Consider the following 25,465-nt stretch of genomic DNA (forward strand, 5'->3'; position numbering starts at 1 on the left):
GCGGGCACGGAGAGCACACACGAGAGCCGGGAGACGAGCACCACGATGGCCACTGCTGCGAATGTCGATGCCACCGCTGTCAACACGATCGGATGGCTCGCAGCAGGCCACTCGACGATCGTCGTCCCGGTCTATCAGCGCCAGTACAGGTGGGACATCGGCGGGTGCGAGCAGCTCCTCGCGGACATCCGCGCCGTGGGCGACTCCGACGACGCGCACACGCACTTCATCGGCTCGATCCTCTCGACCGAGAGCGCCGCGAGCGGCACCACCGAGCTCGTGCTCATCGACGGCCAGCAGCGGATCACCACGCTGATGCTGCTGGTCGCCGCGCTGCACCACACTGTGCGGGAGCACGATGTGGCGCTGGCGGCGGACCTCGCTCGGGTGCTCGTGCACGACGGGGACAACGGCACCAAGCTGCGTCCGCACCGCGAGTGGGCGGACGTCTTCCGCAGCGTCGTCCTCGACGTCCGGGACGACGGCGACGACCTGCGCGACTCGCGCTTCGACGACAACTACGCGTTCTTCCGCAGTCAGGTGGGCCTCGACGAGGTGCCCCGCATCTGGCGCGGCCTGCAGAAGCTCGAGCACGTGTCGATCACCCTGGGCGCGGATGCGAACGCCCAGCAGATCTTCGAGAGCCTCAACTCGACGGGCGCACCGCTGCGCGACCACGAGCTCATCCACAACTACGTGCTGATGGGCCTCTCGCACGCCGAGCAGAGCGAGATCGAGGACGAGTACTGGATCCCGATCGAACGCAACACCGGTGACGCCATCGGCCCGTTCTGGCGTCACTACCTCGTCATGAAGACGGGGCGCGAGGTGGCCGTCGCCGGCGAGCACGGAGTGTACGACGCGTTCCGCCACGAGTTCCCGCGCCTCGACCTGGACACGCTGCGCGGGCACGCCGCCGAATGGCGGGAGTACTCCGAGGCGTACCGCATCCTGTCCGACCCGACGCAGGAGAGCGACCCGGACATCGCCCGCCAGCTCGCCTACGTGAACACCTTCGGGCGCGCGATCTCGCCTCTGACTATGCGCGGCTACCGCGACCATGCACGCGGCCGCCTGTCGAAGGCGGATCTCACCGAGCTCCTCGAGCTCGTGCAGTCGCTGCTCCTGCGGCGCACGGTCGTCGGGATCGGGAACGAGCGGATCGTCGCGCGGCTGTGCCGCGCCCGCATGGAGAGCCCGTCCCAGCTGGTCCGCGCCATCGCGCGCATCACTCCGTCGGACGAGCGCGTACGGATGGCGCTGAAGTACGGTGAGCTGCCGCATCCCGCGTACATCCTCTCCCGCCTGAGCGACGTGGCGGATGCCGCAGACCTCGAGGTCGCGCACATCCTCCCCCTCGCCCCCAGCGACGGATGGTCCCCGGACGGCGTGCACACCTGGGGCGAGTACACCGAGGACGAGCAGAACAGCCACCGCGCGCTCGCCCAGACCCTCGGCAACCTCGTGCTCCTCGAGGCTCCTCTCGCCGAGCGCGCGTTCGGCGCGACGTATCCGGAAGCCCGCGGTCTGTACGGGCGGAGCGCCATCGCCGCCTCCCGTGAGGCCGTCGCACCCGAGAGCTGGGGCACCGCAGCCATCTCCGAGCGCACCTCGCGCCTCGCCGACCGCTTCGTCGAGGTGTGGGCGCGTCCGGCGATCGACGGCATCGACGACGACGGCCTCACCCCGGTCCTGGATGCGGTGCGCCGACGCGGCTGGCCGCGCGGCTGGCAGCGCGAGTTCGAGTACACCGAGTATCGGGGCGAGCACTGGGAGGTGCACGACGTGAAGGCCCTGTTCAACCGTGTCTTCAAGCGGCTGTGGGCCGACTCGCGCAGCGACGTCGAGGCCTTCAGCGCCCGGCGGGGCGGCCCCATCTATGAGGCGCAGGCCTGGAACGGCCATTGGGACACCCTCGACGACACCCACTTCCTCTACATGGGCTGGGACGCGAAGTACATGCTGACCGCCGTGCAGGGCGTGCTCGAGGAGGCGGGGCTCGCCGCGGAGGTCTTCGTCAAGTACTCGTACATCGCCGCTCACATGTGACGACCCTCTCCGGCGTCCCCGGTAGGCTCGAAGCACAGGGGGCGGTGGCCAAGCTGGTCAAGGCAGCGGGCTCATAACCCGACGATCGTGGGTTCAAGTCCCACCCGCCCTACATGGACGCCATCGCCTGGATGGTCGCGGCTGCCGCGCTGATCGCGGTGGTGGTCGCCGTGGCGATCGCCCCGCGTGTCGCGCGCGTGGAGCGCGAGCGCCGGATCTCCGGCGGCGGCATGGGCGGTCTCGGCGCGGGCTTCGATGCCGTATGGCGCCCGAGCGCCGAGGAGGCGAACGCGGAGTGGCGCGCTCAGGTCGAGGTGCCGGCACCCGCCCCCACGCCGGGCGACAAGGGCCGCGAGCCGGGCCGCATCGAGGGCGGCCGGATCACGATCGACGCACCGCCTCTGCGGGATTGAGGCGTCAGCCCTTTCCGCCGCCCCGCGGAAGCGGGATCTCCTGGCTGTCGCTGATCACCTGAGGGTGGTACCGCGCGAGGGTGATGACGCCATAGACGGCGACCGCACCCGCCAGGAGGAATCCTCCGAACGCCCAGAGGGGCGCGTCAGCTGCCTCCTGCAGGATCGTCAGGCCGATCGTCACGGCCACGATCGGGTCGACCACCGTGAGCCCCGCGATCACGAGGTCGGGCGGGCCGACCGAATAGGCCGTCTGCACGAAGTACGCGCCGAGCACGACGGCGACGATCAGGCCGATGACGCACAGCAGGGTCAGCCAGTTGAAGTCTCGCGCCTGAAGGCGTGAGATCACGACCTTCGCAAGGGTCGCGACGAAGCCGTAGATGATGCCGGCGGCGGCGATGTAGAAGAGCGGGTGCCCGCGCTTGCGCAGCACGAGCCACAGCACGAGAAGCGCGATCAGGACGATCAACAGCAGGCTCAGGATGATGATGAGCTGCAGGTTCGACACCGGCGTCTCCGTGGCGAAGAGCGCCGCGATCGTCACGAACACGACGATGCCTGTGATGCAGGCGACGATCGAGCGGATCGACTTCCGGGTCGGCTTGTGGCCGGAGATCCTGGCGTTCAGCAAAGTCGTGATGACAAGGGAGACCGCGCCGATCGGCTGCACGATGATGAGCGGCGCGACGGCGAGCGCGGACAGCTGGCAGGTGATCGCCGCGGCGAGCATGAGCGTGCCGAACACCCATGACGGGCGCTTCAGCAGGTTCACCAGCTGGCGCCCGTTGAGACCCGCGCTCCCGGAGGTCCCCGTGAGCTGCTCCACTTTCGTCACGCCGCGGTACTGATACTGCGCACCGAACGACATGAACACCGCGCCGAGAAGCGCGAGCGGAATGCCGAGGAGAATGGCGGGGTCACGGAACACGCCGACCAGATGATCGGTGACGTCGCCCAGCGGAACTCCCTGCGCAATCACCCTTAGACCCTATCGGCAGGCCGCTCGATAGGCTCGAGACGTGGCCGTACTTCCCATCCGCATCATGGGCGATCCTGTTCTGCACGCCCCCGCCTCCCCCGTCGGCGAGATCACGGACGAGATCCGCACGCTCGTCGCCGACATGTTCGAGACGATGGATGCCGCGCCCGGCGTCGGGCTCGCCGCGCCCCAGGTGGGCGTCGGCCTGCGGATATACACGTACACGTACCAGGACGACGACGGCGCGCCCTGGCGCGGCGTCATCATCAACCCCGAGCTGTGGATGCGGCCGCTCGAACCCGGCGAGCCCGATCCGGACGAGGAGTCCGAAGGGTGTCTGTCGTTCCCGGGTGAGCGCTTCCCCTTGCGACGCTCGGACGCGGTGCTCGTGACCGGCACCGATCTCGAGGGCGAGGCCGTGCGCTTCGAAGTGGACGGCTGGCGCGCGCGCATCATGCAGCACGAGTTCGACCACCTGGATGGCATCCTGTACATCGACCGTCTGAGCGACAGCGATTGGAAGACCGTGCAGAAGCTCGCCCGCAAGCGAGGGTGGGGGCGCCCAGGACAGTTCTGGACGCCCGGCATCGACGCCATCGACGCCTGACCGGCGCGTCGCCGGAGAGGCTCCGACTCCCCTGATCCGGATGAGGCCGTCCGCTCGGGCATGACGCGGGGGGCTGCACCGGTCGCCCGACCGGGCGGATGAAATCCGTCCCGATCAGTCCACCCCGCTTGGAACCGGGATCTCCGCCGGCGCGTGCACTCTTCCGATTGCCCTCCGTACAAGCGCTTTCCGAGCTGAGGTTGCATACTTGTTTTCAAGAGGCTGCTGCATCGCCTGCCGTTCACACCGACGACGGAGCACACATGACCGCGATTGACGGCGACCGTTCGGAACGATCCATCGAAGGGTCGGATGCCGACCTGGTCGAGGCGACGCGAGCGGGCGACGACTCGTGCTTCGCAGAACTGTGGCGGCGCCACTACTCGGCTGCGCTGGCCGCGGCTCGCACGACGACGTCGAAATACGACGCCGACGATCTCGCGCAGGAGGCGTTCGCGACCACTCTCGCCGCCATACAGAGAGGGGACGGCCCCCGCGCGAGCTTTCGCGCCTACCTCCTGGCCGCCGTCAGGAACATCGCCGTCAGCTGGTCCCGGCAGCACCGGGAGCAGCCCGACGAGCACATCGAGCTGCACGCCGACCCGGTCTGGGAACAGGCCCACAGCGATGATGCGGTGAACCGATCCCTGGCCTGCCGTGCGTTCCAGAGTCTTCCCGCGCGATGGCAGGAGGTGCTGTGGTACACCGAAGTGGAGCGGATGAAGATCCTCGATGTGGCACCGCTTCTGGGCATGACCGCGAACGCCGCCGCACAACTCGCCTTCCGTGCACGGGAGGGGCTGCGGGAGGCCTGGATCCAGGCACACCTTCGCGCCCTCAACGCAGACTCCGAGTGTCATTGGGTGCTGGGCCGGCTCGGGTCCCACGCCCGGGGCAACGCCTCTCGAAGGGACTCCGCCCGCATCGAAGAGCACCTCGACGCATGTCCCCCGTGCACGACGGCCGCCGCCGAGGCCGAGGAGGTCGGCGGCCGCCTCGCCCGGGCGCTGCCGCCGATCTTCCTCGGCGCGGGCGCAGGTGGATCCCTCGCATGGAGCCAGCATGGCGCGGCCCCGGTGACCGTAGCGATGGGAGTGGGCGGAGTTGCACCGGTCGGCGACGGGGGGATCTCGGCATCCGTCTCTGCCGGCGCGTCGTACAGTTCCGGCCTGAACGCGGCCGTCGGCGGTTTCGCCTCGCTGGGGGCGAAGATCACACTCGCCGCGGCGGCTCTCGCGGTCGTGAGCACGGTCGGCGGTGCTGCCGTCATCGGCCCGGATCGCGGATCGCACGGGAGCAGCGCCCCCGCGACGGTGCGCTCGGATCCCCCGTCGGCGGCGTGGAGAGTTCCGCCTCGGGATGCCGAGGCGGAACAGCTCCCCACCGCGTCGACGGTGCCGGGTGCGATCGCTCCGATCGCGACTCGGGATGCGTCTCCCCCGCGGGCCGCCCGCACCCCGCCAGAGCCGCCGTCTGCTCCCGTCGAACCGATCGCGTCCGTGTCCGTCTCGGTGCCCGACGTGACGCTCGTCGTCTCGATTCCGGACCCGATCGCTGCGGTGATCGCCCCTTTACCCAACGCCGCAGGCATCATCACCGGCCTCATCACTCGAGCGCCCGCTCCCGTAACGAGCGCCGCACCGGCTCCCGTGACCTCTGCGGCGCCGGCCGTCGTCGCCGTGGCTCCCGCGCCGACGACCGCCCCGACTGCACCGGCGGTCGCGGGTGGAGGGGGCAGCACCCTCATCGTCACGATCCAGTCCACCACCGTGATCCCCGCCGGGGGGCCGAATGGTCGGACTCAGCTGCTCGTGAACGGGGTTCCGGCGGACGGCCCGACACTCTTGAAGTAGGGCATACTTCCCGATCACGACTCGACGCATCGTTGACCGCGACGTCGCGCCGCTTCGACACGGGCACGCCCCCTCGACCCGAGGGCTGAAGGGGCGCGCCCGGGCGTCGGTGCCGGTTACCCGGAGACCACCGGCAGGTGCGTGGCGCGGGCTGCGAGAGTCACGATGGAGGGGCTCGCCGACATGACCGGGTTGCTTTCGGGGTCGGTGCCGACTGCGCTGGCCGTGTCGGTGACGGACCCGAAGTTCAGATCCGGCTCCGCGGCGGTGTAGGTCGCGGCGAAGACCGCCACCTGGCCCGGCGCAAGCGTCACCGATGTGCCCGAGCATCCACTGTCTGGGCCGACGAGCTTCACACAGGTGATCGTCGACAAGTCCGCCTGGTCAGACGGTGCGGCGAGCGAGTCAAGCACTGAGACGCCGGTCAGGGTCGTGTTGCCGATGTTGGTCACTGTGAACGTGTAAGGCACCTGCTGGCCCGCCGCGGTGACCGTCGTCGTCGTGGTGCGCTTCACGATCGTCAGCTGCGACGCCACGACCGGGACCGACACCGCCGACGAGCCTGCGCTGACACTCGAGCCCACCGCGTCCACCGCCGACGCGGTCGCCTGATCGGCGACCGTGCCGTGATAGATGTCCGCCTGGGTGACCGTGTACGTCGCCGTACACACGACCTGGTCACCGGAGGCGAGATCGGTGACCGGGCAGACGACCGGCGACAGGTTCGCCGGATCGGACGGAGCGGAGACCACGTCCACGACCTTCACCCCCGTGAGCGCCTGGTTGCCCGTGTTGGTCACCGTGAACGTATACGGCACCCGCTGGCCCACCCCCGTCACCTGCGGGACGGTTGTGGCCTTCACGATGGACATCGTCGCCGTCCGGTCTACCGGGATGGACAGCTTCGCGAGGCCCGAGTTCACCGGCGCGCCCGCAGGGGTGGTGGCGTGGGCCGCCGCCGAGTCGGCGAGGAACCCGTTGTTCAGGTCCGCCCGTGTGGCCGTGTACGTCGCCGCACAGGTGGTAGACGCACTCGGGAGCAGAGTCGTGTTCCCGCACGTCACGGCCGACAGGTTCGACTGCACCGACGGCGCCGTCACGGTGTCGTTGACGCCGACGCCCGTGATGGTCTGGTTGCCGTCGTTGCGCACTGTGAACGTGTACGGTACCTGCTGTCCCACGGCGGTGACCGTCGTCGTCGATGACGTCTTCGTGATGGAGACCTGATTGATGATCGGGTCGGCCGGGATGGTCAGCGCCGACGGCGACGACTGCACCGGGATTCCGGGTACCGCCACACCGAACGCCGTGGCCGTGTCGCTCACGCCACCGTTGTCCAGGTCAGGTTGCGTGACCGTGTAGGTGGCGCGGAACAGGGCAGACTGGCCGACCGCGAGACTCGCTGTCGTGCCCGAGCATGTCGCCTGCGGCTGCGACTTGGCGACACACGTCACCGGTGACAGGCTGCCCTGAGATGCGGGAGCGATCTGCGTGTCCGTCACGAACGCGTTGGCGACCGTGGCCGTGCCCGTGTTGGTCACGAAATACGAGTACACGACCTGTTGGTTGTTCGTGCCGATGCTGGTGGCGTTCGCCGACTTCACGATTGTGAGGGCCGGAGCGATCGCCGGCGCGGGGACCGACAGGCTCGAGCCGACAGAGGCCACTGAGGAGCCGTCCGGCGCAATGCCGGAGACGACCGCCGTGTCGGCGACGGAGCCGTGGTCGAGGTCCGCCTGCGTGACGGTGTACTGGGCGTTGCACATCATCGACTGCCCGGCACCCAAGCTCGACGTGGGGCACGCGAGGGCCCCAAGGTTCGCCTGTGACGCCGGCGGCGTCTGCGTGTCTGTGATGGAAATGCCCGTCAGCTGCACATTTCCCGTGTTGGTGACAGTGAACGAGTAGCGGACGACCTGACCGACGGCGGTGATCACCGACGTGTTCGACGTCTTCTCGATCGTGATGGCCGGCTGCTGCGCGGCCGGGATCGACAGGACCGATGGAGCCGACGGAGGCAGCCTCTGGCCGAGCGGGTTCGTGCCGGAAGCGGTCGCGGTGTCGTCCACCTTGCCGTTGTTGATGTCGGCGGCGGACACCGTGTAAGTCGCCGTGCAGGTCGTCGACTGGCCGGCGGTCAGCGACGTCGCCGCGCAGACGATCGGGCTGAGCGCCGATTGGCTGGCCGGAGCCACCTGCTGGTCGGTGACCGCGATGTTGTCGACCCGGGCACCGGTCACGTTCTTCACGAGGAACGAATACGGCACCCGCTCGCCGACGGCCGTGATCTGGGCGGTCGTCGACGTCTTCACGATCGACAGCGCGGGGTTGGCGGTGATCGTCAGGGCGGCTTCGTTCGAGTCTGCGTTGGCACCCTGCGCGGTGGACGCGTGAGCCACGGCGGTGTCTGTCAGCCAGCCCTGGTTCAGGTCGGCGGCCGTGGTCGTGTACGTGCCCGTGCACGTCACCGACTGGCCCGCCGCGACCGGGCCGCTCGGGCAGGTGACCGCCGACATGTTCGCCTGAGCGGCGGGCGCCGCTTGGGTGTCGGTCACCGCGATGTTCTGGACGGGCACGTTGCCGGTATTCGTCACCGTGAACCCATACGGCACCTGCTCGCCGACACCGCTGATGATCTGCGTCGTCGACGTCTTCGACAAGGAGATCCCCGGGATCTGGCGGGCCGGGATGATGACACTCGACTGGGCCGTGGTGAATCTCGCACTGCCAGGATCGGTCGCCGTCGCTGCGGCGAGGTTCACGACATTCCCGTTCGCGATGTCAGCGGCGGAGGCCGTGTAGGTGACCGAGCAGGTCATCGATCCCCCCGGTGTGAGGGAAGATGTCGGGCAGATCACACCGCCGAGATTCGAGGCCGAGGCCGGCGCCTGTGGCGTGTCCTGCACCTGCACGTTCGTGTATGTGACCGCGGACGTGTTCGTCACCGTGAACGAGTACCGCACACGCTGCCCGATCGTGTCGAACACGTCGTCGGAGGATGCTTTGACGATCGTCAGCGGCTGCACTTCGACCGGGACGCTCGCCGCGGATTGGGGCGAGGTGATCGTCGTGCTCGCCGGGTCAATCGCCTGCGCGACGGCGTAGTCGTTGATGGAGCCGTTTGCGATGTCGGCCGCCGTCACCGTGTAGGTGCCCGAGCACGTGACGGTCGTGGCTCGGGCTATGGTCGTCCTCGGGCAGGTGATCGCGCTCATGCCGGACGCAACCGACGGCGCGACCGGGGTGTCGAGGATCGTCAGCCCCGTGAGGTTCGTGTTGCCGGTGTTGGTGACCCTGAAGGTGAACGGGATCTGCTGGCCGACTGCCGACGCGCTCGTGCTGAGCGAGGCCTTCACGATCGTCATGGACGAGGTCGGAACGAAGAGTGTCAGCGACGCCGGGACGGAATGCACGGGAGTTCCCGCGGGGTCCGTGCCGTCTGCATGTGCGGTGTCCGTGATCGACCCCTGGTTGACGTCGGCCTGCGTCACGGTGTAAGTCCCGTTGCAGGTCGTAGACGCGCCCGGAGCGAGGGGGGTCACCGGGCAGGTCGGCGCAGTCAGATTCGCGGGCAGCCCTGGCGGGGAGACGACATCGGTCACGGTGATGTTGTTGACGGTCACCGCCGAGCTGTTCGTCACCACGAACTGGTACGGCACGCTCTGGCCGGCAGTGGTGAAGTTCGCGAGAGTCGACCTCTTCACGAGCGTGAGGGCGGCCGGAGGGGTCGCCGCGATCGTCAGCGTCGACGGGTCGGAGGTGACGTTCGCACCCGCGTTGCTCGTACCGGTGGACACGGCGGAGTCGTTGATCGATCCGTTCTGCAGGTCGGCCAGCGTCACCGTGTACGTGCCGGTGCAGTCCTCGGACGCGCCTGGCGAGAGGGTCGGCTGCGGGCAGGTGACCGCAGACATGTTCGCCTGCGTCGCCGGAGCGATCTCGGTGTCTGTCACGCCGACATTGAACAGTGGCACGTTGCCCGTGTTGGTGGTCGTGAACGTATACGGGATGCGTTGGCCGACGGTTGTCGCCAGGGTCGTCGAGGACGCCTTGACCAGTGAGAGAGACGGTGCCGGAGTACCGATCGTGAGCGCTGAGGGCGGCGAGGTGACGGTGCCGCCGGTCGAGTTCTGCGCTGATGCGGTGGCGGTGTCCGCCAAGGAGCCGTTGTCGAGGTCGGCCTGGGAGACCGAGTACGTGGCGAGACAGGTCGTCGAGTCACCGGCGGCGAGAGTCGTCCTCGGGCAGCTGATCGCCGACAGGCCGCTCTGCGATGCGGGCGCCTGCTGTACGTCCGCGACGGTCAGTCCGTTCAGGGTGCCCTGCGACTTGTTGGTCACCAGGAACTTGTAGGTGACGACCTGACCGACCGCCGTGATCGCCGTGGTCGAGGAGGTCTTGACGAGGCTGATGGTTCCCGGCCCGACGACCTTCAAGGTGGCGGTGGCCGGGGCCAGCAGACCATCCAAGCCCGCGATGCCGGCAGGGAAGTTGTCCGGTCCGTTCGTGTAGGAGCCGACGGAGTCCGCAGTCACCTGCACCGTCACCTGGCACGATCCCTGGTTCAGGTTCAGGTTGCCCGTGACGCCGACCGTGGCGGCACCCGCCGCGGCGGTCACGACTCCCGAGGCGCACGTCGTGCTGCTGACGCCGGTGGCCGTCATGCCGTCGGGCAGGCTGTCGTGGAAGCTCCAGCCGTTCTTCGCGCCGAGCTCGTTCGTGTTCGTGATCGTGTAGGTCAACGTCGATGTCTGTCCGAGCGTGATGCTCGACGGGCTGAACGACTTGTCGAGCTGCGGCGTCACATCGATGACCTGCGGGTTCGTGAACGCGGCATCGTTGCCGTTGGAGTTCTGCGTGTTCGTGTTCGTAAGAAGGAGGTCGGCGCGCGCCGTGGTGCTCGTCCATTTCAGCGCCGGGGTGGTCAGGTTCGCGACGACCAGAGGCCTGTCCGTGCCGACAACGGTGTACACCCTGGCCCCCGGGGCGGTACACGGATCGAGGTTCGACGCGAGCGGGATGGCCGTTGATCCGTTCAGCAGCGCGAACGTCAGAGTCGGGTCGGAGGGCACTCCGTTCAGCGAGTCGCACCCGCTCCCCGTCGTGCCGGTGTAGGTCACCGTCGCGAACTGGGCCGACACCGTGTAGTAATGCCCCTGCGCGGTGGGGACCGCGCCAGACGTGGTCTGCAGCATGACGGTTCCGCTGTTCGCCACGTTCGGTCCGGTCATCTCCGACAATGCCGAGACAGTCCGCTCCGCGGCCGCTGTCGCGCCGTTGAAGCGGCCGAGGGCCTGCACCATTCCGGTCAAGCGGGCCCAGACCGTCGGCGAACCGCAGGCGGCGTTGTACGGGGCTTGGGGCGTGAGGACGAAGCCGTTGCAGGCGTTGCTGTCCGCCCAGTACGCGTCCGCGGTGTACGTCGCGTTGTTGGCCAACGCGCCCCCGACGTAGGAGGTGATGGGCACGGTCTGGGTGACGGTGTGTCCGTTCGCGAAGTCGTCGTAGTACACGAGGGTTCCTGGTCTCGGCGTGCCAGGGAAGCCAGGTGCGGCATCGGCGGGTTGGACGGCCAGCGCGGGAAGCGCCGACAGCACGAGCGCTGCGATCACCGCTGGAACAGTGATGCGCCGAACGCGGGCGCCGCGCTGCGGACCTCGCTGACTCTCCGAAATGCGCATGATCGCCTATTCCCCCACTCCGCGCAGGACACAACGCGTCGCTGGAGCGGGCGCCGGTTTCGCCGCCACCATCCAGTTCTTGCGGTCGCCCTTGCCGACATTCGGCTTCGTCTCCCCGGTGCCGATCACCGTACCGTGCGCCTTGGCGATGACCATCCTGATTCTCAATTCATTGTCGAAATCGGATGCGTTCATCGCCGCGCCGCTCGCCTGGCAGCCACCGCCGGATTCGTCGGCGACAGATGAGTGCGACGACGTGAGCTGAATCGGGTACCACCCACCGCGCAGCGTGCGCTCCGACGAGCTGCTGACCGCCGGACCGTCATGGTCGACGCTGCTGCTGCCGAGGTTCACCGCGACGACGACGATGCCTGCGGCGAGCAGAGCGGCGCCGGTGATCGCGCCGATGATCCATGCCATCCTGCGCCGACGATGCCGCGCACGCGCGGCAGTGCGTGCGCGACGTGTCGTCGGCTCGAGCGCATCCGACTTCCCGGACTCCACGAATCACTCCCCCTGGGGACGATGGCTGCGTTCCTCCCCGATGCCGGAGGTACACCCCTCCCATGAAGAGACGCACGACGGCGCGATCCATTACGCGACTCGAGCGGGCATTTTGCGAAGTAGCCCGCGGAGTGCATGGACGATATCGCGCCGCACCGGCTGCTCCCCCAGCGAGCGGCCAGCCCCGCCCGGCACACGCGACACGCTGTGCTCGCGTCAGTGGGTGATGGGTTGCCCGAGCGTGGCGGGCAGAGACCAAAGTGTCACCTGGATGAGCGTGTACACCCAGGAGACGGGCAGATCCCCCGTCCCGGCCTGTACACCCGGGGGTGCAGCCGGCTGTGCGACGGGGCCGTCACCAACGGCGGGCGCAGAGACCGCAGTCTGGAGTGCGGCCGGCGGGGTGACGTGGAGTCGCGCCGTTTTGACGGGCCGTTCGACGACAGGCTGCAGGGCAGGCGTCTGCACGGCAGGAGTCTGCACGGCAGGCGTCTGCACGGGCGGGGCCGGGTCCGGCGGCGTGACGGCCACGACGCGAATCGTGGCTGGCGTCGCCGGCGACACGTTGCCTGACGAGTCGGTGGCGGTGACCGTCACTGACGTGCCGTCCGCCTGGGCCGCGAAGGTCACTGTGAACGCGCCATCCGGGCCGGCGAGCGCGGTACCCAGCCCCCCGGAGGGGCCGGAGACCGTCACCGTGGATCCGGGCTCGGCGACACCCGTCAGTGCTGTCGCATCCGTGCTGGCCACGACGGGTGCGGCAGGTGCCCTCAAGTCGTGGCGGGTGATGACCTGGAGGGTTGCCGTGGTCGCCGTTTCAGAGATCACTCGAACGGAGACGCCCCCGCTCGGGGTGGTGAAGGTCGACCCCACGGGCCACGCCGTCGGCCGCATGCCGTTGGCGCCGACCGGCGCGGCAAGCAGCTGCGTGTAGCGCCCGTCGAGACGGAGCACCCGGACACCGAACTCGTATTGGAACCTCGAGTATGTCGCCTTGCCGGTGTTGCCCGCTCCGATGCCTGCGCTGTAGTTGTCGTTGCTGTTCATCTCGACGTAGTAGACCTGCGCCGTCTGCGGGTCGGTGACCTGCAGAGACTGCACACCCGTGAACAGGTCGCGAGAGCTGACCGTCACCGTCTCGTTCGCATCGACGCTGCCATTGACGGCGCGGTACTCCGACGAACCGAGCAGCCCGGTCCTGACCAACTGCGGAGTCGACAGCCCCTTGTAGATGCCGCTGAGGCTGCCCCCCATGACGTCGTACTGGTCCCAGTACTCGCGCGAGACGCAAGAACCTCCCTGGGCGACGGTCGCGCCGTCGACGACGGCCCCGGGGCAGTCGAGGATGTTGGCGTGGTTGAAGCCGAGGTTGTGGCCGATCTCGTGCGCCCACACGCCCTTCGAATACCCGCCGATCCACGCGCTGCCGCCTGAGTTCAGCGTGTTGCCGATGGTGCCGACGCCAGAGGAGGATGCGCAGTCGTCGACCACGACCAGGAAGTGCTTGTCGGCTCCACCTGTGTACCCGAGCTCAGTCTCCGCAGCCGTCCAGGATGAGCTGGCCGCATTCTGGTCGCAGACCCCCTTGCCCGGCTCGTAGTGGATGGTACTCAGTTCGAACCGCACTCCACCGCGCGTTTCGGCGTACCAGTAGTCCGAGAAGCCCTGGAACGCGTCCCGCATCCGCTGTTCGACGGCGGTCTGGTCAGCCGTGGCCGCGCTGCCCGTGGTGGTCGTCAGATACACCGTGACGGGGTGGACCACGGTGGCATTCGCTGCCATCGCCGGCACGGGGCTCGCGACCAGCGCAACAGCCAGGGCTGCCACCAGTACGGCGGTAATGGCGCGCGGCGCGCGGCGGCCCGTCTTCGCCATCAGCGGGCCGCGTGTGTTGAGCGTCATCGTGGTGTCCGTCTCCTGCGTCGAAGGCAACGTCGTCGAGTTTGTGGGGCCGGGTGCGGAGCTGTCAGCTCACGCACACCTTCTGCACGGCCTGGACGTCCGCCTGGATGTCACGAGCCTTCGCGGTGAGGTCATCGCTGATCTTGCGCAGCGCAGTGGTGTCACCCTGCGCTGCGGCCGCATCCTCGATACCGTCGGCAAGAGCACCCAAGTCGCCGACGAGCCGTTCATAGACGCGCCGCACGTGCGGGTCGCTGATCGACGTCGACTTCGCAGCCAGACGATCATGCATCTCATGAGCCGACGCCGCCGCACCATCGAGGTCGTTGGAAGAGAGTCCCGCCAGCGCCGTCGACATGTCCGACGACAGCGAGTGCAGGGCATGTTCCGCGGCGGCGCACGATTCACCGACCGACGAGGAGGCGCTGGTGCAGCCCGTGACGGCGGTGGCCGCGAGGAGAAAACCGGCCACGGCCGTGATGCCGACGATCTTGCGCATGTGCGAGGTCCTTCTCGAGCGAATCGGTCTCTTCAGACGTTGTGCCGTCGAGGCGGGCGCTCTGGGGTGCGCCCGTCTCGACGGCGGGCGGCGTGGGCTGGGGAGCCAGCCGCCCGAGTGCCGCGTGGGCCGCTGGAGACGGATCACCGACATGGGAGAGACGCAGGATCGGCCGATCCATTACGCGATCTCCGCGCTCAATCTCTCCGGAGTGATCCTGGCGAGGTCGCGGCGTCCGTGAGTTCCATGCCGCATCGCTGCGGGAACCCACCTGTGAGTTGACTGACTCACGCCCCGACCGGCGTCATAGTTCGGCCTCAGCTTCGTCTGTACTGATGACCGGCACCTGCTGAGCAGGTGATGAGGCGGTCGAAGGAGAAGAGACGCGATGTCGATGGCTTCAGCTGGCGAAGGCGGCGTGGTTGTCGCCCACGAGGAGATGTCGGATGCATCCCTCATCGAAGCGACCCGTGCCGGAGACCCCGACGCGTACGGGCAGCTGTGGAGACGCCACTACAAGGCGGCAGTCGCTGCAGCCCGTGCGACCACCGCGGCCTTCGACCCGGACGACATCGCGCAGGAGGCGTTCGCGGGCGTCTACACCGCGATCAAGCGCGGCGGGGGCCCGACCTCCGGGTTCCGCGCGTACCTGCTCACCTCGGTGCGCAACGTCGCCGCAGGCTGGGGTCGCTCCCGCCGCGAGGTCGCGAATGACCAGATGGACGACGTCGCCGCCGACATCGACCTCGCGGCGAATACCGAAGCGGAGTTGAACCGCTCGATCACGGCCACCGCGTTCCGGAGCCTCCCCACCCGCTGGCAGGAGGTGCTCTGGTACACCGCGGTGGAGCGCATGAAGCCGGCCGCGGTCGCCCCACTGCTCGGCCTGAAGCCGGTCGCGGTCGCCCAGCTGGCGTTCCGCGCCCGTGAGGGCCTGCGTGAGGCATGGATTCAGGCGCACCTGCGCACGCTGTCCGAGGACTCCGAATGCCGCTGGGTGGTGGAGCGGCTCGGCGCGTACGCCCGGAACAACTCATCTCGCCGGGACACCGCCAGGATCGACGAGCACCTGCGGGACTGCGCCTCGTGCATGATCATCGTCGAGGAGGCCTCCCTCGTCAGCGACCAGCTCGGGTCCGCGCGCCTGGGCATGATCCTCCTGCCCCTGGCTCTCGGTGTCACCGGCGCCGTCGGCTATCTCGCCTGGGTGCGCGGCGGAGACCTGCTCACGGGGATCAGCGCGGGCATCCCGGAGATGCCGGCGCGGGTGCAGCACGAGTCCTCGCCAACCGTGACACACGCGTCCCTGGTCGGTGCAGGGAAGATCCTGGTCGCCGCCACGGCCGCTCTCCTGCTCGTGGGCGTCTCGGTCACCGCTGTGCGTGCGCTCTCCGAAACGAACGTCTCCACAGCATCCGCGATGGTCTCGCCCCCGCGATCCGACGTGGCTCCGCCGCTCCCGACCGGGTCTGCAGCGGCACCGCTCCCGTCCGTGTCGGCGAGCACCTCCGCCTCGAACCCCCCGTTGCCGACGCACCCGGCGGCCCCGGTGCAGACGCCGATCACCACGGTCCGGCATGCTGTGCCGCCGTTGAGGCAGGCACGGCCCACTCCCCAGGCATCGCCTGCGATCCCTGCCCCCGCACCTCCTGCAGCTGCTCCCGGCGCGGCGCCCCCGACCGCGCCTGCGCCAGTCCCCCCACCGCCGCCGACGCCCACGCCTGCACCGACACCGACACCGACGCCGACACCCGCGCCCGCGCCCGTGTCGATACAGAGCGTCGCGCTCGACCTGAGCGGCACAACGGCGATCTTCACCGTCTCCGTGCAGGGCCAGCCGGGCTCGACCGTTCAGGTGGCAGTGACCCGCACTGGCGGCACGGGGGTGCCTGCGCTCGTCAGCACCACAGTCATCGGCTCCGACGGCTACGCGAACGCCACCATGACGACTGATCTCTCGCAGCTCACCCAGTACGTGGATGTCACGGCGCAGGCTGTCGTCGACGGCGTGGCGTCTGGGACGGTCGACTCGGTCGGGTTTCCTGTCCCGGGCGGCTTCTGATCTGGCTCCCTGGTGGCAGCAGAACGGCGATCGCACGGAACCGCCACGCAACTCGCCCTGGCGGCTTCGGGCGAGGGCTCGTAAAATATGACTGCTGCCCCAGACCCCGGTGGCGTCATCGACGTGACGACGTTGAGGTCTGGATGGTGACCACCGTCTCCCTCGGGCCTTCCCACCGCGGCACCGAGATTCGTCGATGCCGTCACCGGGCCTGGACGCTTCCCCCTCGACCTCACGGTGACCGGCAGCGGCTCCCGCTCATTGAGCGATGTTCGCAGAGCGCGCTCTGAGCGCGTCTGACGGCGAACCTGAGAGCCCGAAAACCGCGCAAACACAGCAAAAAGGCCCCGGGGTGGAGCCCGAGGCCTTCGCTCCCCCACTTGGACTCGAACCAAGAACCTATCGGTTAACAGCCGATTGCTCTGCCAATTGAGCTATGGAGGAATGTGCACCACCCTGCGGCGGACAACTCATACATCTTAGCAAGCCGTCGCAGGTGAAACGAAATCAGGAGGCGATCAGCGGGCGTTCGGTTTCGGTGCTCGGCGTCCACACGAGATCGTGGATGCCGTGGCCGAGTGCCACCGGATGTCCGGCGTGCAGGACGAGCACATCGGAGTCGAGCGCTGCGACGACCTCGGCATCGTTGGTCACCACGAGGGCGGCGAGGGATGCGGCATCCGTCCGCCTCCGGATCGCCGCCAGTACCGCGCGCCGCGCGGTGACATCGAGGCCGCGCAGCGGCTCGTCGGCGACCAGGAGCCGTGGCTCGAGCATGAGCGCACGTGCGAGGGCCACCCGCTGCCGCATGCCCGCGCTGAGCTCGTAGGGGTACTTCTCGGCGCAGCCGAGCGGAAGAGACAGTTCATCGAGAAGGCGCGCGATGCGCAGCGAGAGGGCGCGCCTGTTCACCCGCCGATCTCGGCTCGTCACGGGAGAGCCGATGATCTCCCCGACGCTGAGGCGCGGGGGCAGAGCGGAGTCGGCATCCTGCGGCACAAGACCCGTCGCATACAGACGCGCGCGGCGCGCGCGCCCGCCGCGCTCCACCGACGCGCCGAACGCCTTCGCCTGTCCACCTGCGATGCGGATGCCGGCGTCGTCCGCCCCGGCGAGGATCGTCGCGAGGCTCGACTTGCCCGCACCGGTCGGCCCCATGACGGCCAGCGTCCGGCCCGGCCGCAGGACGAACGAGACGCCGTCGATGACACGGTGCGCTGCGCCGCCGCGTGCTGAGGCGCGCAGCAGGGACAGATCGGAACAGCGGATCACGGCGTCATCGTCGGCGCGGAGCATGTGCTCATCCTGCCGGTCGGGCGGGCGCTCCGCTACTGCATCTCCTCCCGGAGGCGCTGGCGGTCGGCGTCGAGTTCGCGCAGCATGACCCGCACGCGCCGCCCCTCCTCGGAATCGGCCGGAAGGCGCTGTATCGTCCGCAGCAGTTCCGCCTTGTCGGCATCATGCGCCCGCAGCACCAGCTGGCGTGCGAGGTCCCGAGTCGAGGCCACCGCATGCTCGTCATCGCGAGCCGGGAAATCCGCGGTGAGCAGCTCGGCTGCGAGCGTCCGGTAGGGCTCGCGCACCGCGGAGACGGCATCCACGGCCCAGCCGGCGCGCCGACGATCGGCGATGGATGCCACGACCGAACGCACGGCGTCGAGAGCCGGCGTGCGGAACGGCAGGTCGACCGCCCGCTGCAGCAGGTCCGGCTCGATGCGGTGACCGTACTGGAGGAATCCCATGACGGCGTCACGCTCGAGGGCGACATCCTTCGTCTTCGGCAGCGTCGCCAGTGAGACCCGGATCGGAGGCTGATCGTCGGGCGGGTAGGCATCCGGCGGCTCGGGATGCGCGTCGTACCCGCCGTCGTGCGCACCCGGGCGACCGGCATCCGGCCGCACGTTCTGGGGTCGCGGCTCACCGGGCCGTCCCGACTCGGGTCCTCGGCTGTCGCGACGCCCCTCGTCCGGCCGGCCCGCCACTGGACGGCGGGGGTCGCGACCGGCAGCCGGGCGCCCTTCCTCGGTCGTCGCGCCCTCGGCGCGCGCGGCACGGCCGGCCCGGTTGACCGCCTCCGTCACCTCCGGGATCTCCAGCCCGATCCGGCGCGCCAGCACACGGATGTAGCCCGGCCGGAGCGCCGCGTCCCGGATCTCCGCGACGATCGGCGCAGCGGCGCGCAGCGCCCCCGCGCGCCCCTCGACGGTGCCCAGGTCGTAGCCCTTCAGCCGCTGGTCGATGATGAACTCGAACATGGGCACCTTGGTGTCCATGAGGGATGCGACGGCTCCGTCGCCGCGCTGCAGGCGAAGGTCGCAGGGGTCGAGTCCATCCGGCGCCACCGCGACGAAGCTCTGCGCCTGCTCGCCCCGCGCCTCCGCGAAGGCACGGACCGCGGCCTTCTGGCCTGCCGCATCCGGGTCGAAGGTGAACACCACCTCGGCGGCCGCCTCGTCGCCCATGATGCGACGCAGCATGCGCATGTGCTCGGCGCCGAAGGCGGTGCCGCACGTCGCCACAGCCGTGGTCACTCCCGCGAGGTGGCACGCCATGACGTCGGTATACCCCTCGACGACCACCACCCGGCGCGGGTCGCCTCGCGAGATGTCGCGCTTCGCGAGGTCGAGGCCGTAGAGCACCTGTGTCTTCTTGTAGAGCTGCGTCTCGGGTGTGTTGAGGTACTTGGGGCCATTGTCGTCGTCGAACAGCCGACGCGCGCCGAAGCCGAGCACCTGCCCGGTCACGTCGCGGATCGGCCAGATCACGCGCCCGCGGAATCGGTCGTAGACCCCGCGCTGCCCTTGCGAGACGAGCCCTGCCGCAAGCAGCTCGTCGCGCGTGAAGCCCTGCGCGGTGAGAGCGTCGAGCATCCCCGACCAGCCCTTGGGCGCGTACCCGACGCCGAAGTGCGCCGCAGCGCCCGCATCGAACCCGCGCTCGCCGAGGAAACGCCGGCCGATGTCGGCCTCGGGAGTCATGAGCTGGGCGCGGAAGTATTCGGATGCCGCGGCGTTCGCCGCGTACAGGCGCGCCCGACCCGACGTCTCGGGCGCCGCTCCCCCGTCCTCGTAGTGGAGGGTGTAGCCGATACGCCCGGCGAGCCGTTCCACGGCCTCCTGGAAGCTGACGTGGTCGATCTCGCGCAGGAACGTGTACACGTCCCCGGACTGGCCGCAGCCGAAGCAGTGGTAGAAGCCCACCTGCGGTCGCACGTGGAAGCTCGGGCTGCGCTCGTCATGGAAGGGGCACAGGCCCTTGAGTGAGCCGACGCCGGCGGACTTCAGCGCGACGCGCTCTCCGACGATGTCGGCGATGTTCGTGCGCGACTTGACCTCGTCGACGTCGGCCTGCGCGATCCGGCCGGGCATCAGACGGCCCCCGCGGACGGGAACCGACGACGGGGCTCCGGCGCCCAGATGCCGAGGGACGCGGCATCCACATCGGCGACGAGTCGCCGATGCCATGCGATCGCGAGCTGGTCCGTGAGACTCGCGACCTGATCCACGACGACACGGCGGCGCGCCGCATCCGTCTCCGCCGCAGCGAAATCGCCCGCGTAGACCGCATCGAGCTCCTCGGGCCGCTCCCACAGCGCCGTCGCGAGGCGCTTGAGCACCCGGCGCTGCTCCCGGTACAGCTCCTTGCGACCCTCGATCGTGACGACCGCCGCCCCGATGGTTCCCTTGAGCACCGCCATCTCGGCCTCGACGACGCGCGGCACGACGACGTGCGCGCGGTACCGCGTGAGCTCGGAAGTCGGGAAGGTGTCACGGGTCGCGCCCGTGGCGGCACGCGCGAAACGGCCGATGAGGTCGGAGGTGAGGTTCTTGAGCCTGGCGAGAGCCGGCCGCGAACCATCGAACGAGCCGATCCACTCCGGCAGGCTCGTCAGGCGGTGCAGCGCATCGGCGAGCTCGTCGCGCGCGAAGTCGAAGCCCACCCACGACTGGATCGCCGTGACGAGAGTGTTGTGCTCGCCGGGGGCGGTGAGCCGCGCCGGATCGAGGTAGCCGTTGACGATCGCGTCCTCGAAATCGTGCACCGAATACGCGATGTCGTCGGACAGGTCCATGACCTCCGCCTCGATGCAGCGCACGCGCCCGGGCGCACCGGCACGCATCCAATGGAAGACCGGCTCATCGTCGGGGTAGACGCCGAACTTCAGCCGCCCGCCCGGATCGGGCAGCGGATGATCGGCGGTCCAGGGGTACTTGCACGTCGCGTCGAGGCTTGCCCGCGTGAGGTTGAGTCCGGCACTCCGCCCCTCGCCATCGAAGACCTTGGGCTCGAGGCGGGTGACGATGCGCAGCGTCTGGGCGTTGCCCTCGAAGCCGCCGATGTCCTCGGCCCACTCGTTCATGGCGCGCTCGCCGTTGTGACCGAACGGCGGATGCCCCAGGTCATGGCTGAGGCAGGCCGTGTCGACGACATCGGGGGCGAGCTGCAGCGCGGTGGCGAGCTCGCGACCGACCTGGGCGACCTCGAGGGAGTGCGTGAGGCGGTTGCGCGCGAAGTCCGCGGGGCTCGCGGGGCTCAGGACCTGCGTCTTGGCCGCCAGCCTCCGCAGGGCGGCGGAGTGCAGCACCCGGGCGCGGTCGCGCGCGAAGTCATCGCGCTGCGAGCGGTGCCGTTCGGAATGGAAGCGCTCGGCGTCGGCATCGCCGTAGCCGGCGGGGCGGGATGCCGTGGACGCCGGCAGCTCAGCCGCCACTGGTGTCGAGCTCCGCTTCGAGGAGCGTGCAGGATGCGTCTTCGCCGAGCTCGCGCGAGTCGAGCCACCCGTCGGGCAGCGCCGGTCGCTTCGGGGTGCCGGCGCGGCCGCGCTGACCCTCGGCGGCGGCGCCCGGATAGGGTGCCTCCCCGTCGAGGGTGGCCAGCAGCTCGTCGATCTCGGCGAGACTGGACGCCGTCGCGAGCTGCACACGCGTGTCTCCGCCAACGGGATACCCCTTGAAGTACCAGGCGACGTGCTTGCGGATGTCGCGGCATCCGCGGCCCTCGTCCTCGAAGAATTCCACGAGGAGCTCCGCGTGGCGCCGGAAGGCCTGTGCGACGAAGCCGAGCGTCGCGTCGACGCTCACGCCCGGTGCGCCGAAGGCGGCCGCGAGCTCGCCGAACAGCCACGGGCGGCCGAGGCATCCACGTCCCACGACGACGCCGTCGCATCCGGTCTCCGCCATCATGCGCACGGCGTCGTCCGCCGACCAGATGTCGCCGTTGCCGAGCACGGGGACGCTCGTCACGGTCTCCTTGAGCTTGGCGATCGCCGACCAGTCGGCCGTGCCCGAGTAGAACTCCGACGCGGTGCGCCCGTGCAGGGCGACGGCGGCCACACCCGCGTCCTCGGCGATGCGTCCGGCATCGAGGTACGTCAGGTGATCCGCGTCGATGCCCTTGCGCATCTTGACCGTGAGCGGGACGTCGCCGGCCGCGCGGACGGCCCCCGTGACGATGTCGCGGAAGAGTCCGGTCTTCCAGGGGAGTGCCGATCCGCCGCCCTTGCGCGTCACCTTCGGCACGGGGCAGCCGAAGTTCAGGTCGATGTGGTCGGCATGGTCCTCGGCGACGATGATGCGCACGGCATCCGCGATCGTCTTCGGGTCGACGCCGTAGAGCTGGATCGAGCGCGGCGTCTCGGACTCGTGGTGCCGGATGAGCCGCATCGTGGTGGCGTTGCGCTCGACGAGCGCGCGTGAGGTGATCATCTCGCTGACGTAGAGACCGGCCCCGTACTCACGGCACAAGCGCCGGAAAGCGGTGTTGGTGATGCCGGCCATCGGGGCGAGCACGACGGGCGCATCGAGCTCGATCGGCCCGATGCGCAGGGCACGGGCGGGCGCGAGCGCAGAAGTCACCCGGTCATTCTCCCAGACGCGGGCGTGCATCGGCTGTTCGCCCACACAGGGAGGAATCGGCGCGGCGCCCGGCCCGTCCGGGCGGGCTTAGCCTGAAGACATGCCTCAGGCCACTCTCGCTGCGCTGCGCGACATCCCCTTCACCACTGCGGACGGCTCCACCGCGACCCTCGGCGACTACGCCGACGATGTGATCCTCATCGTCAACGTCGCCTCCAAGTGCGGCCTCACGCCGCAGTACGAGCAGCTCGAACAGCTGCAGCGCACGTACGGCGAGCGCGGATTCACGGTTCTGGGGTTCCCGTGCAACCAGTTCATGGGGCAGGAGCCGGGCTCGATGGAGGCGATCCTCGAGTACTGCTCCGCCACCTGGGGTGTGAGCTTCCCGATCGCGGACAAGATCAAGGTCAACGGGCCGAAGGCCGCTCCGCTGTACAAGGCACTGAAGACGACTCCGGATGCCGAGGGCGTCACCGGCCGCATCCACTGGAACTTCGAGAAGTTCGTGCTGACACCGTCGGGCGAGCTGCACCGCTTCCGCCCCCAGACGAAGCCGGACGACCCCGCGATCGTGCGGGTGATCGAGGACGCGCTGGGCCGCCAGTAGCTCTACGCGACGGCCTCGTCGTCGGCGGGATCCGCGTGCTCCGCCCACACCTGGCGGACGATCTGCGCGAACGCGTCGGCCGGCTGAGCGCCGCTCACGCCGTACTTCCCGTCGATGACGAAGAACGGCACGCCGTTGATGCCGTAGGCGCGCGCCTGCTCCTCGTCGGCGCGGACGTCGTCGAGGTACTCGTGCTCCTCGAGTGCACGGCGGGCAGCGTCCGCGTCGAGGCCGACCTCCGTGGCAAGCGCCACGAGCTCGTCGTCCGACCCCAGGTGACGACCCTCCGTGAAGTACGCCGCCATGAGCCGCTCGGCGAGGGGCAGCTGCATCCCCTTCGCCTTGGCGAAATGGAGCAGCTCGTGGGCCTTCACGGTGTTCGTGTGCTTGAGCAGGTCGAACCGGTAGGTCAGGCCCGCTTCGGCGGCCGCACCGGTGACACGGCGGAGCATCTGCTCGGCCTGGGCGGCGGTGATGCCCTTGTGGGCCGCGAGGTAGTCGACCTCGCCGCCCTCGAAGTCGACGGGGGTGTCGGGCGAGAGCTCGAAGGAGTGGTACACGACCTCCACCTGCGGGGTGTCGTCATCAGCCGCGGCGGCGGCGAGCCCGTTCTCGAGGTTGCGCTTGCCGATGTAGCACCAGGGGCAGGCGATGTCCGACCACACGTCGATCTTGATGGCATCCGTCACACCTCCGTGCAACGCGACCGTCTGCGCGAGGTATTCCCCCGCCGACGGGCTCAATCCGGTGGATTCGCGTCGGGGAAGAACCGGAAGCGGACGCGGATCTCGTCGCCGATCGGCATCACGAGGGTCGACGCATCCTTCGACCAGCGATCGGGCACGAGGAACAGGTAGTCGCCGCCGCGCACGAGAAGCCGCAGCCCGAAGTAGCGGTACAGGTACTGGCCGGCGTTGTCCTTCGTATCGGGTGCGAGCGAGGTGACGGTGATGGCGTCGTTGCCGGGGAAGATCCGCTCCTTGGTGTCGAGGACGACGGCGGGCAGCGTCGCGAGGTCGGCGGCGAGCATCCGCGCCTGGCCCCTCCCCCAGAACTCGGCGACGGTGGCCGTCGCCCAGAATGTGCCCGCGACCATGACGGCCACGAGCAGGACGACGACGGCGCGGCCCTGCGTTCCGCCGGCGACGGCCCGGGACGTGGAGACGGCATAGGCTGCGAGTCCTGCGCCGGCGGCGAGGCACACGGAGGTCGCGAGCGCATACAGGTTCCACGTCCCGATCCACGCGTAGCTGAAGGCGAGCACGAGCCCGATCGCGAGGAGGATGCCGCCCGCCCACGCGAAGGCGCGCACCGCTCGCCGACGGGAGGCCTCGGGGCGTCGCAGCAGGCGTCGGCGCAGCAGATGGTGCGCCAGGATCAGCAGGGACGCCAGGAGCAGCAGCACCATCACCGGGATGAACAGCGCACCGGGGCTGCGCATGACGAACTGCTGCGTGCTGAGGCCCAGCATGTCGACGTCCACGCCGAAGTACAGGAAGAACGTGCGCGACGAGACGTAGCCGAAGTAGAACAGCAGCGCGGTGATAAGCGTGGCGGGAGCGACGAACGTCGACAGGAAGCCCATCCACTTCTCGAAGCCCAGTGCAGGCGGGGGCTGGGGCTCTTCCGCGACGGTCGCCGCGACCGGCTCTGCTGGAGCAGGGGATGCCGACCCGCGGCCCCGCGTGCGGGCCATCACCCAGTGGCCTTCCAGGTACCCGCATCGCACTGCCGCGTGTCGTCGGCCTGCAGCCAGGCCGGACTGCAGACGAACACCGCCGGTCCTTGCTGGGCATCCCTCGTCTCCACGGCGTGGCACGTGCCCGCGTCCGGACAGGTGAGCGTCCCCACGAACAGCAGGGCGGTGCCCTCGTGCAGTGACGAGTCGACGCGGACGACCACGCTGCACGCGCCGGGCTGCCCCTTCGCGTCCAGGGTGGTGCTCAGACAGTCGGGCGACCCCTGGTCATCGCACGGTCCGGGCTCCGCGTGCAGACCGCCGACTTGGACCGGACGCGCCCCGGTGACATCGGCTCCGACGGCGGAGTCGATGCGATAGGTGACACCTGCGGGAATGTCCGCACCCCAGAACAGGGCGACCGTCTTGCACACACTGTCATCCGAGAGGATCGTCGTCCCCTGGTCGCCCTGTGACGGGCCGCCGAACGTCGTCGCGATCCCGGCGTCCTTCGTGGGCTGACTCGGGTCGGCAGCGCCCTCCGTCTGACCCTGGTCCGTACCGCCCTGGTCGGAGCCGCCGGCGTCCGGATTGCCCTGCTGGGTGGCCACCGGCACATCGCGGGGGGTCGGCTGCGGCGAGCACCCGACGGCCAGCGGGAAGACCGCCAGCGCGAACAGGATCACCGCGGTCGCGCCGTATCTGCGCAGCGTCGTCATGCGGGCACCCCCCGTCTGCTGGAGCCGAGTCGCCCCGGGGCCTTCACCATGGAG

The 25,465-nt window shown here is 69.3% G+C and carries 18 protein-coding genes and 2 tRNA genes; 7 read left to right on the forward strand and 13 right to left on the reverse strand.

Going from position 1 to position 25,465, the window contains the following annotated elements; translation table 11 throughout:
• The first annotated feature begins 45 nt into the window (after window positions 1-45).
• From AC0NZN_RS01735 to AC0NZN_RS01745, 3 genes are all read left to right on the forward strand, one after another.
• Entirely contained in the window at window positions 46-2,049 is a 2,004-nt protein-coding gene (locus AC0NZN_RS01735) for a DUF262 domain-containing protein (protein ID WP_474590539.1), read from the forward strand.
• 38 nt (window positions 2,050-2,087) lie between these two features.
• Window positions 2,088-2,161 (forward strand) — tRNA-Ile (locus AC0NZN_RS01740).
• A gap of 1 nt (window position 2,162) precedes the next feature.
• Window positions 2,163-2,462, forward strand: a complete 300-nt coding sequence (locus AC0NZN_RS01745; RefSeq protein ID WP_474590540.1) for a hypothetical protein — start codon at window positions 2,163-2,165, stop codon at window positions 2,460-2,462.
• A 4-nt stretch (window positions 2,463-2,466) separates the two neighbouring features.
• Here AC0NZN_RS01745 and AC0NZN_RS01750 read toward each other — a convergent pair whose 3' ends face one another.
• The gene (locus tag AC0NZN_RS01750; protein WP_474590541.1) at window positions 2,467-3,444 is read right to left on the reverse strand and encodes a DMT family transporter; all 978 of its coding nucleotides are present in this window, start codon (window positions 3,442-3,444) and stop codon (window positions 2,467-2,469) included.
• A gap of 40 nt (window positions 3,445-3,484) precedes the next feature.
• Here AC0NZN_RS01750 and def point away from each other — a divergent pair, with 40 nt between their 5' ends.
• The gene (gene def, locus AC0NZN_RS01755) at window positions 3,485-4,051 is read left to right on the forward strand and encodes a peptide deformylase (protein WP_474590542.1); all 567 of its coding nucleotides are present in this window, start codon (window positions 3,485-3,487) and stop codon (window positions 4,049-4,051) included.
• Between the two features lie 263 nt (window positions 4,052-4,314).
• Window positions 4,315-5,904: a sigma-70 family RNA polymerase sigma factor gene (locus AC0NZN_RS01760; RefSeq protein WP_474590543.1), complete on the forward strand. Its 1,590-nt coding sequence runs from the start codon at window positions 4,315-4,317 to the stop codon at window positions 5,902-5,904.
• Window positions 5,905-6,020: 116 nt separating this feature from the next.
• Here AC0NZN_RS01760 and AC0NZN_RS01765 read toward each other — a convergent pair whose 3' ends face one another.
• The 4 genes from AC0NZN_RS01765 to AC0NZN_RS01780 all read right to left on the reverse strand — a co-directional run bounded on the left by AC0NZN_RS01765 (window position 6,021) and on the right by AC0NZN_RS01780 (window position 14,490).
• Complete coding sequence (locus tag AC0NZN_RS01765; protein WP_474590544.1) at window positions 6,021-11,516, reverse strand: beta strand repeat-containing protein; 5,496 nt, start codon at window positions 11,514-11,516, stop codon at window positions 6,021-6,023.
• Between the two features lie 75 nt (window positions 11,517-11,591).
• Window positions 11,592-12,005 (reverse strand): hypothetical protein, encoded by a 414-nt coding sequence (locus AC0NZN_RS01770; RefSeq protein WP_474590545.1) that lies wholly within the window; start codon window positions 12,003-12,005, stop codon window positions 11,592-11,594.
• Between the two features lie 300 nt (window positions 12,006-12,305).
• The gene (locus AC0NZN_RS01775) at window positions 12,306-13,991 is read right to left on the reverse strand and encodes an Ig-like domain-containing protein (protein ID WP_474590546.1); all 1,686 of its coding nucleotides are present in this window, start codon (window positions 13,989-13,991) and stop codon (window positions 12,306-12,308) included.
• Between the two features lie 64 nt (window positions 13,992-14,055).
• Entirely contained in the window at window positions 14,056-14,490 is a 435-nt protein-coding gene (locus tag AC0NZN_RS01780; RefSeq protein WP_474590547.1) for a hypothetical protein, read from the reverse strand.
• A 418-nt stretch (window positions 14,491-14,908) separates the two neighbouring features.
• On the opposite strand from AC0NZN_RS01780, the gene AC0NZN_RS01785 reads away from it, so the two are divergent.
• Complete coding sequence (locus AC0NZN_RS01785) at window positions 14,909-16,552, forward strand: sigma-70 family RNA polymerase sigma factor (RefSeq protein WP_474590548.1); 1,644 nt, start codon at window positions 14,909-14,911, stop codon at window positions 16,550-16,552.
• 371 nt (window positions 16,553-16,923) lie between these two features.
• Here AC0NZN_RS01785 and AC0NZN_RS01790 read toward each other — a convergent pair.
• The 5 genes from AC0NZN_RS01790 to dusB form a co-directional block, all read right to left on the reverse strand.
• Window positions 16,924-16,996: transfer RNA gene (locus AC0NZN_RS01790), tRNA-Asn, on the reverse strand.
• A gap of 63 nt (window positions 16,997-17,059) precedes the next feature.
• On the reverse strand, window positions 17,060-17,848 hold the full coding sequence (locus AC0NZN_RS01795) for an ATP-binding cassette domain-containing protein (protein ID WP_474590549.1): 789 nt from the start codon (window positions 17,846-17,848) through the stop codon (window positions 17,060-17,062).
• 32 nt (window positions 17,849-17,880) lie between these two features.
• Window positions 17,881-19,920: a DNA primase gene (gene dnaG / locus AC0NZN_RS01800; protein ID WP_474590550.1), complete on the reverse strand. Its 2,040-nt coding sequence runs from the start codon at window positions 19,918-19,920 to the stop codon at window positions 17,881-17,883.
• A complete protein-coding gene (locus tag AC0NZN_RS01805; RefSeq protein ID WP_474590551.1) occupies window positions 19,920-21,263 on the reverse strand; it encodes a deoxyguanosinetriphosphate triphosphohydrolase in 1,344 nt (447 codons plus the stop codon). The genes dnaG and AC0NZN_RS01805 overlap by 1 nt, the downstream gene beginning before the upstream one ends.
• A complete protein-coding gene (dusB, locus tag AC0NZN_RS01810; protein WP_474590552.1) occupies window positions 21,253-22,407 on the reverse strand; it encodes a tRNA dihydrouridine synthase DusB in 1,155 nt (384 codons plus the stop codon). Before dusB ends, AC0NZN_RS01805 begins: the two co-directional genes overlap by 11 nt.
• A 100-nt stretch (window positions 22,408-22,507) precedes the next feature.
• Between dusB and AC0NZN_RS01815 the strand changes: the two genes are divergently transcribed.
• Window positions 22,508-23,014: a glutathione peroxidase gene (locus AC0NZN_RS01815; RefSeq protein WP_474590553.1), complete on the forward strand. Its 507-nt coding sequence runs from the start codon at window positions 22,508-22,510 to the stop codon at window positions 23,012-23,014.
• A 2-nt stretch (window positions 23,015-23,016) separates the two neighbouring features.
• Here the strand turns inward: AC0NZN_RS01815 and AC0NZN_RS01820 are convergent, their stop codons facing one another.
• Genes AC0NZN_RS01820 through AC0NZN_RS01830 form a run of 3 tightly spaced genes read right to left on the reverse strand, consistent with a single transcriptional unit; the run spans window position 23,017 to window position 25,411 of the window.
• Window positions 23,017-23,703, reverse strand: a complete 687-nt coding sequence (locus AC0NZN_RS01820; RefSeq protein WP_474590554.1) for a DsbA family oxidoreductase — start codon at window positions 23,701-23,703, stop codon at window positions 23,017-23,019.
• A gap of 50 nt (window positions 23,704-23,753) precedes the next feature.
• A complete protein-coding gene (locus AC0NZN_RS01825) occupies window positions 23,754-24,710 on the reverse strand; it encodes a hypothetical protein (RefSeq protein WP_474590555.1) in 957 nt (318 codons plus the stop codon).
• Window positions 24,710-25,411: a hypothetical protein gene (locus tag AC0NZN_RS01830; protein ID WP_474590556.1), complete on the reverse strand. Its 702-nt coding sequence runs from the start codon at window positions 25,409-25,411 to the stop codon at window positions 24,710-24,712. Before AC0NZN_RS01830 ends, AC0NZN_RS01825 begins: the two co-directional genes overlap by 1 nt.
• Between the last annotated feature and the right edge of the window lie 54 nt (window positions 25,412-25,465).

Source organism: Microbacterium sp. sgz311019 (genome assembly GCF_056135325.1).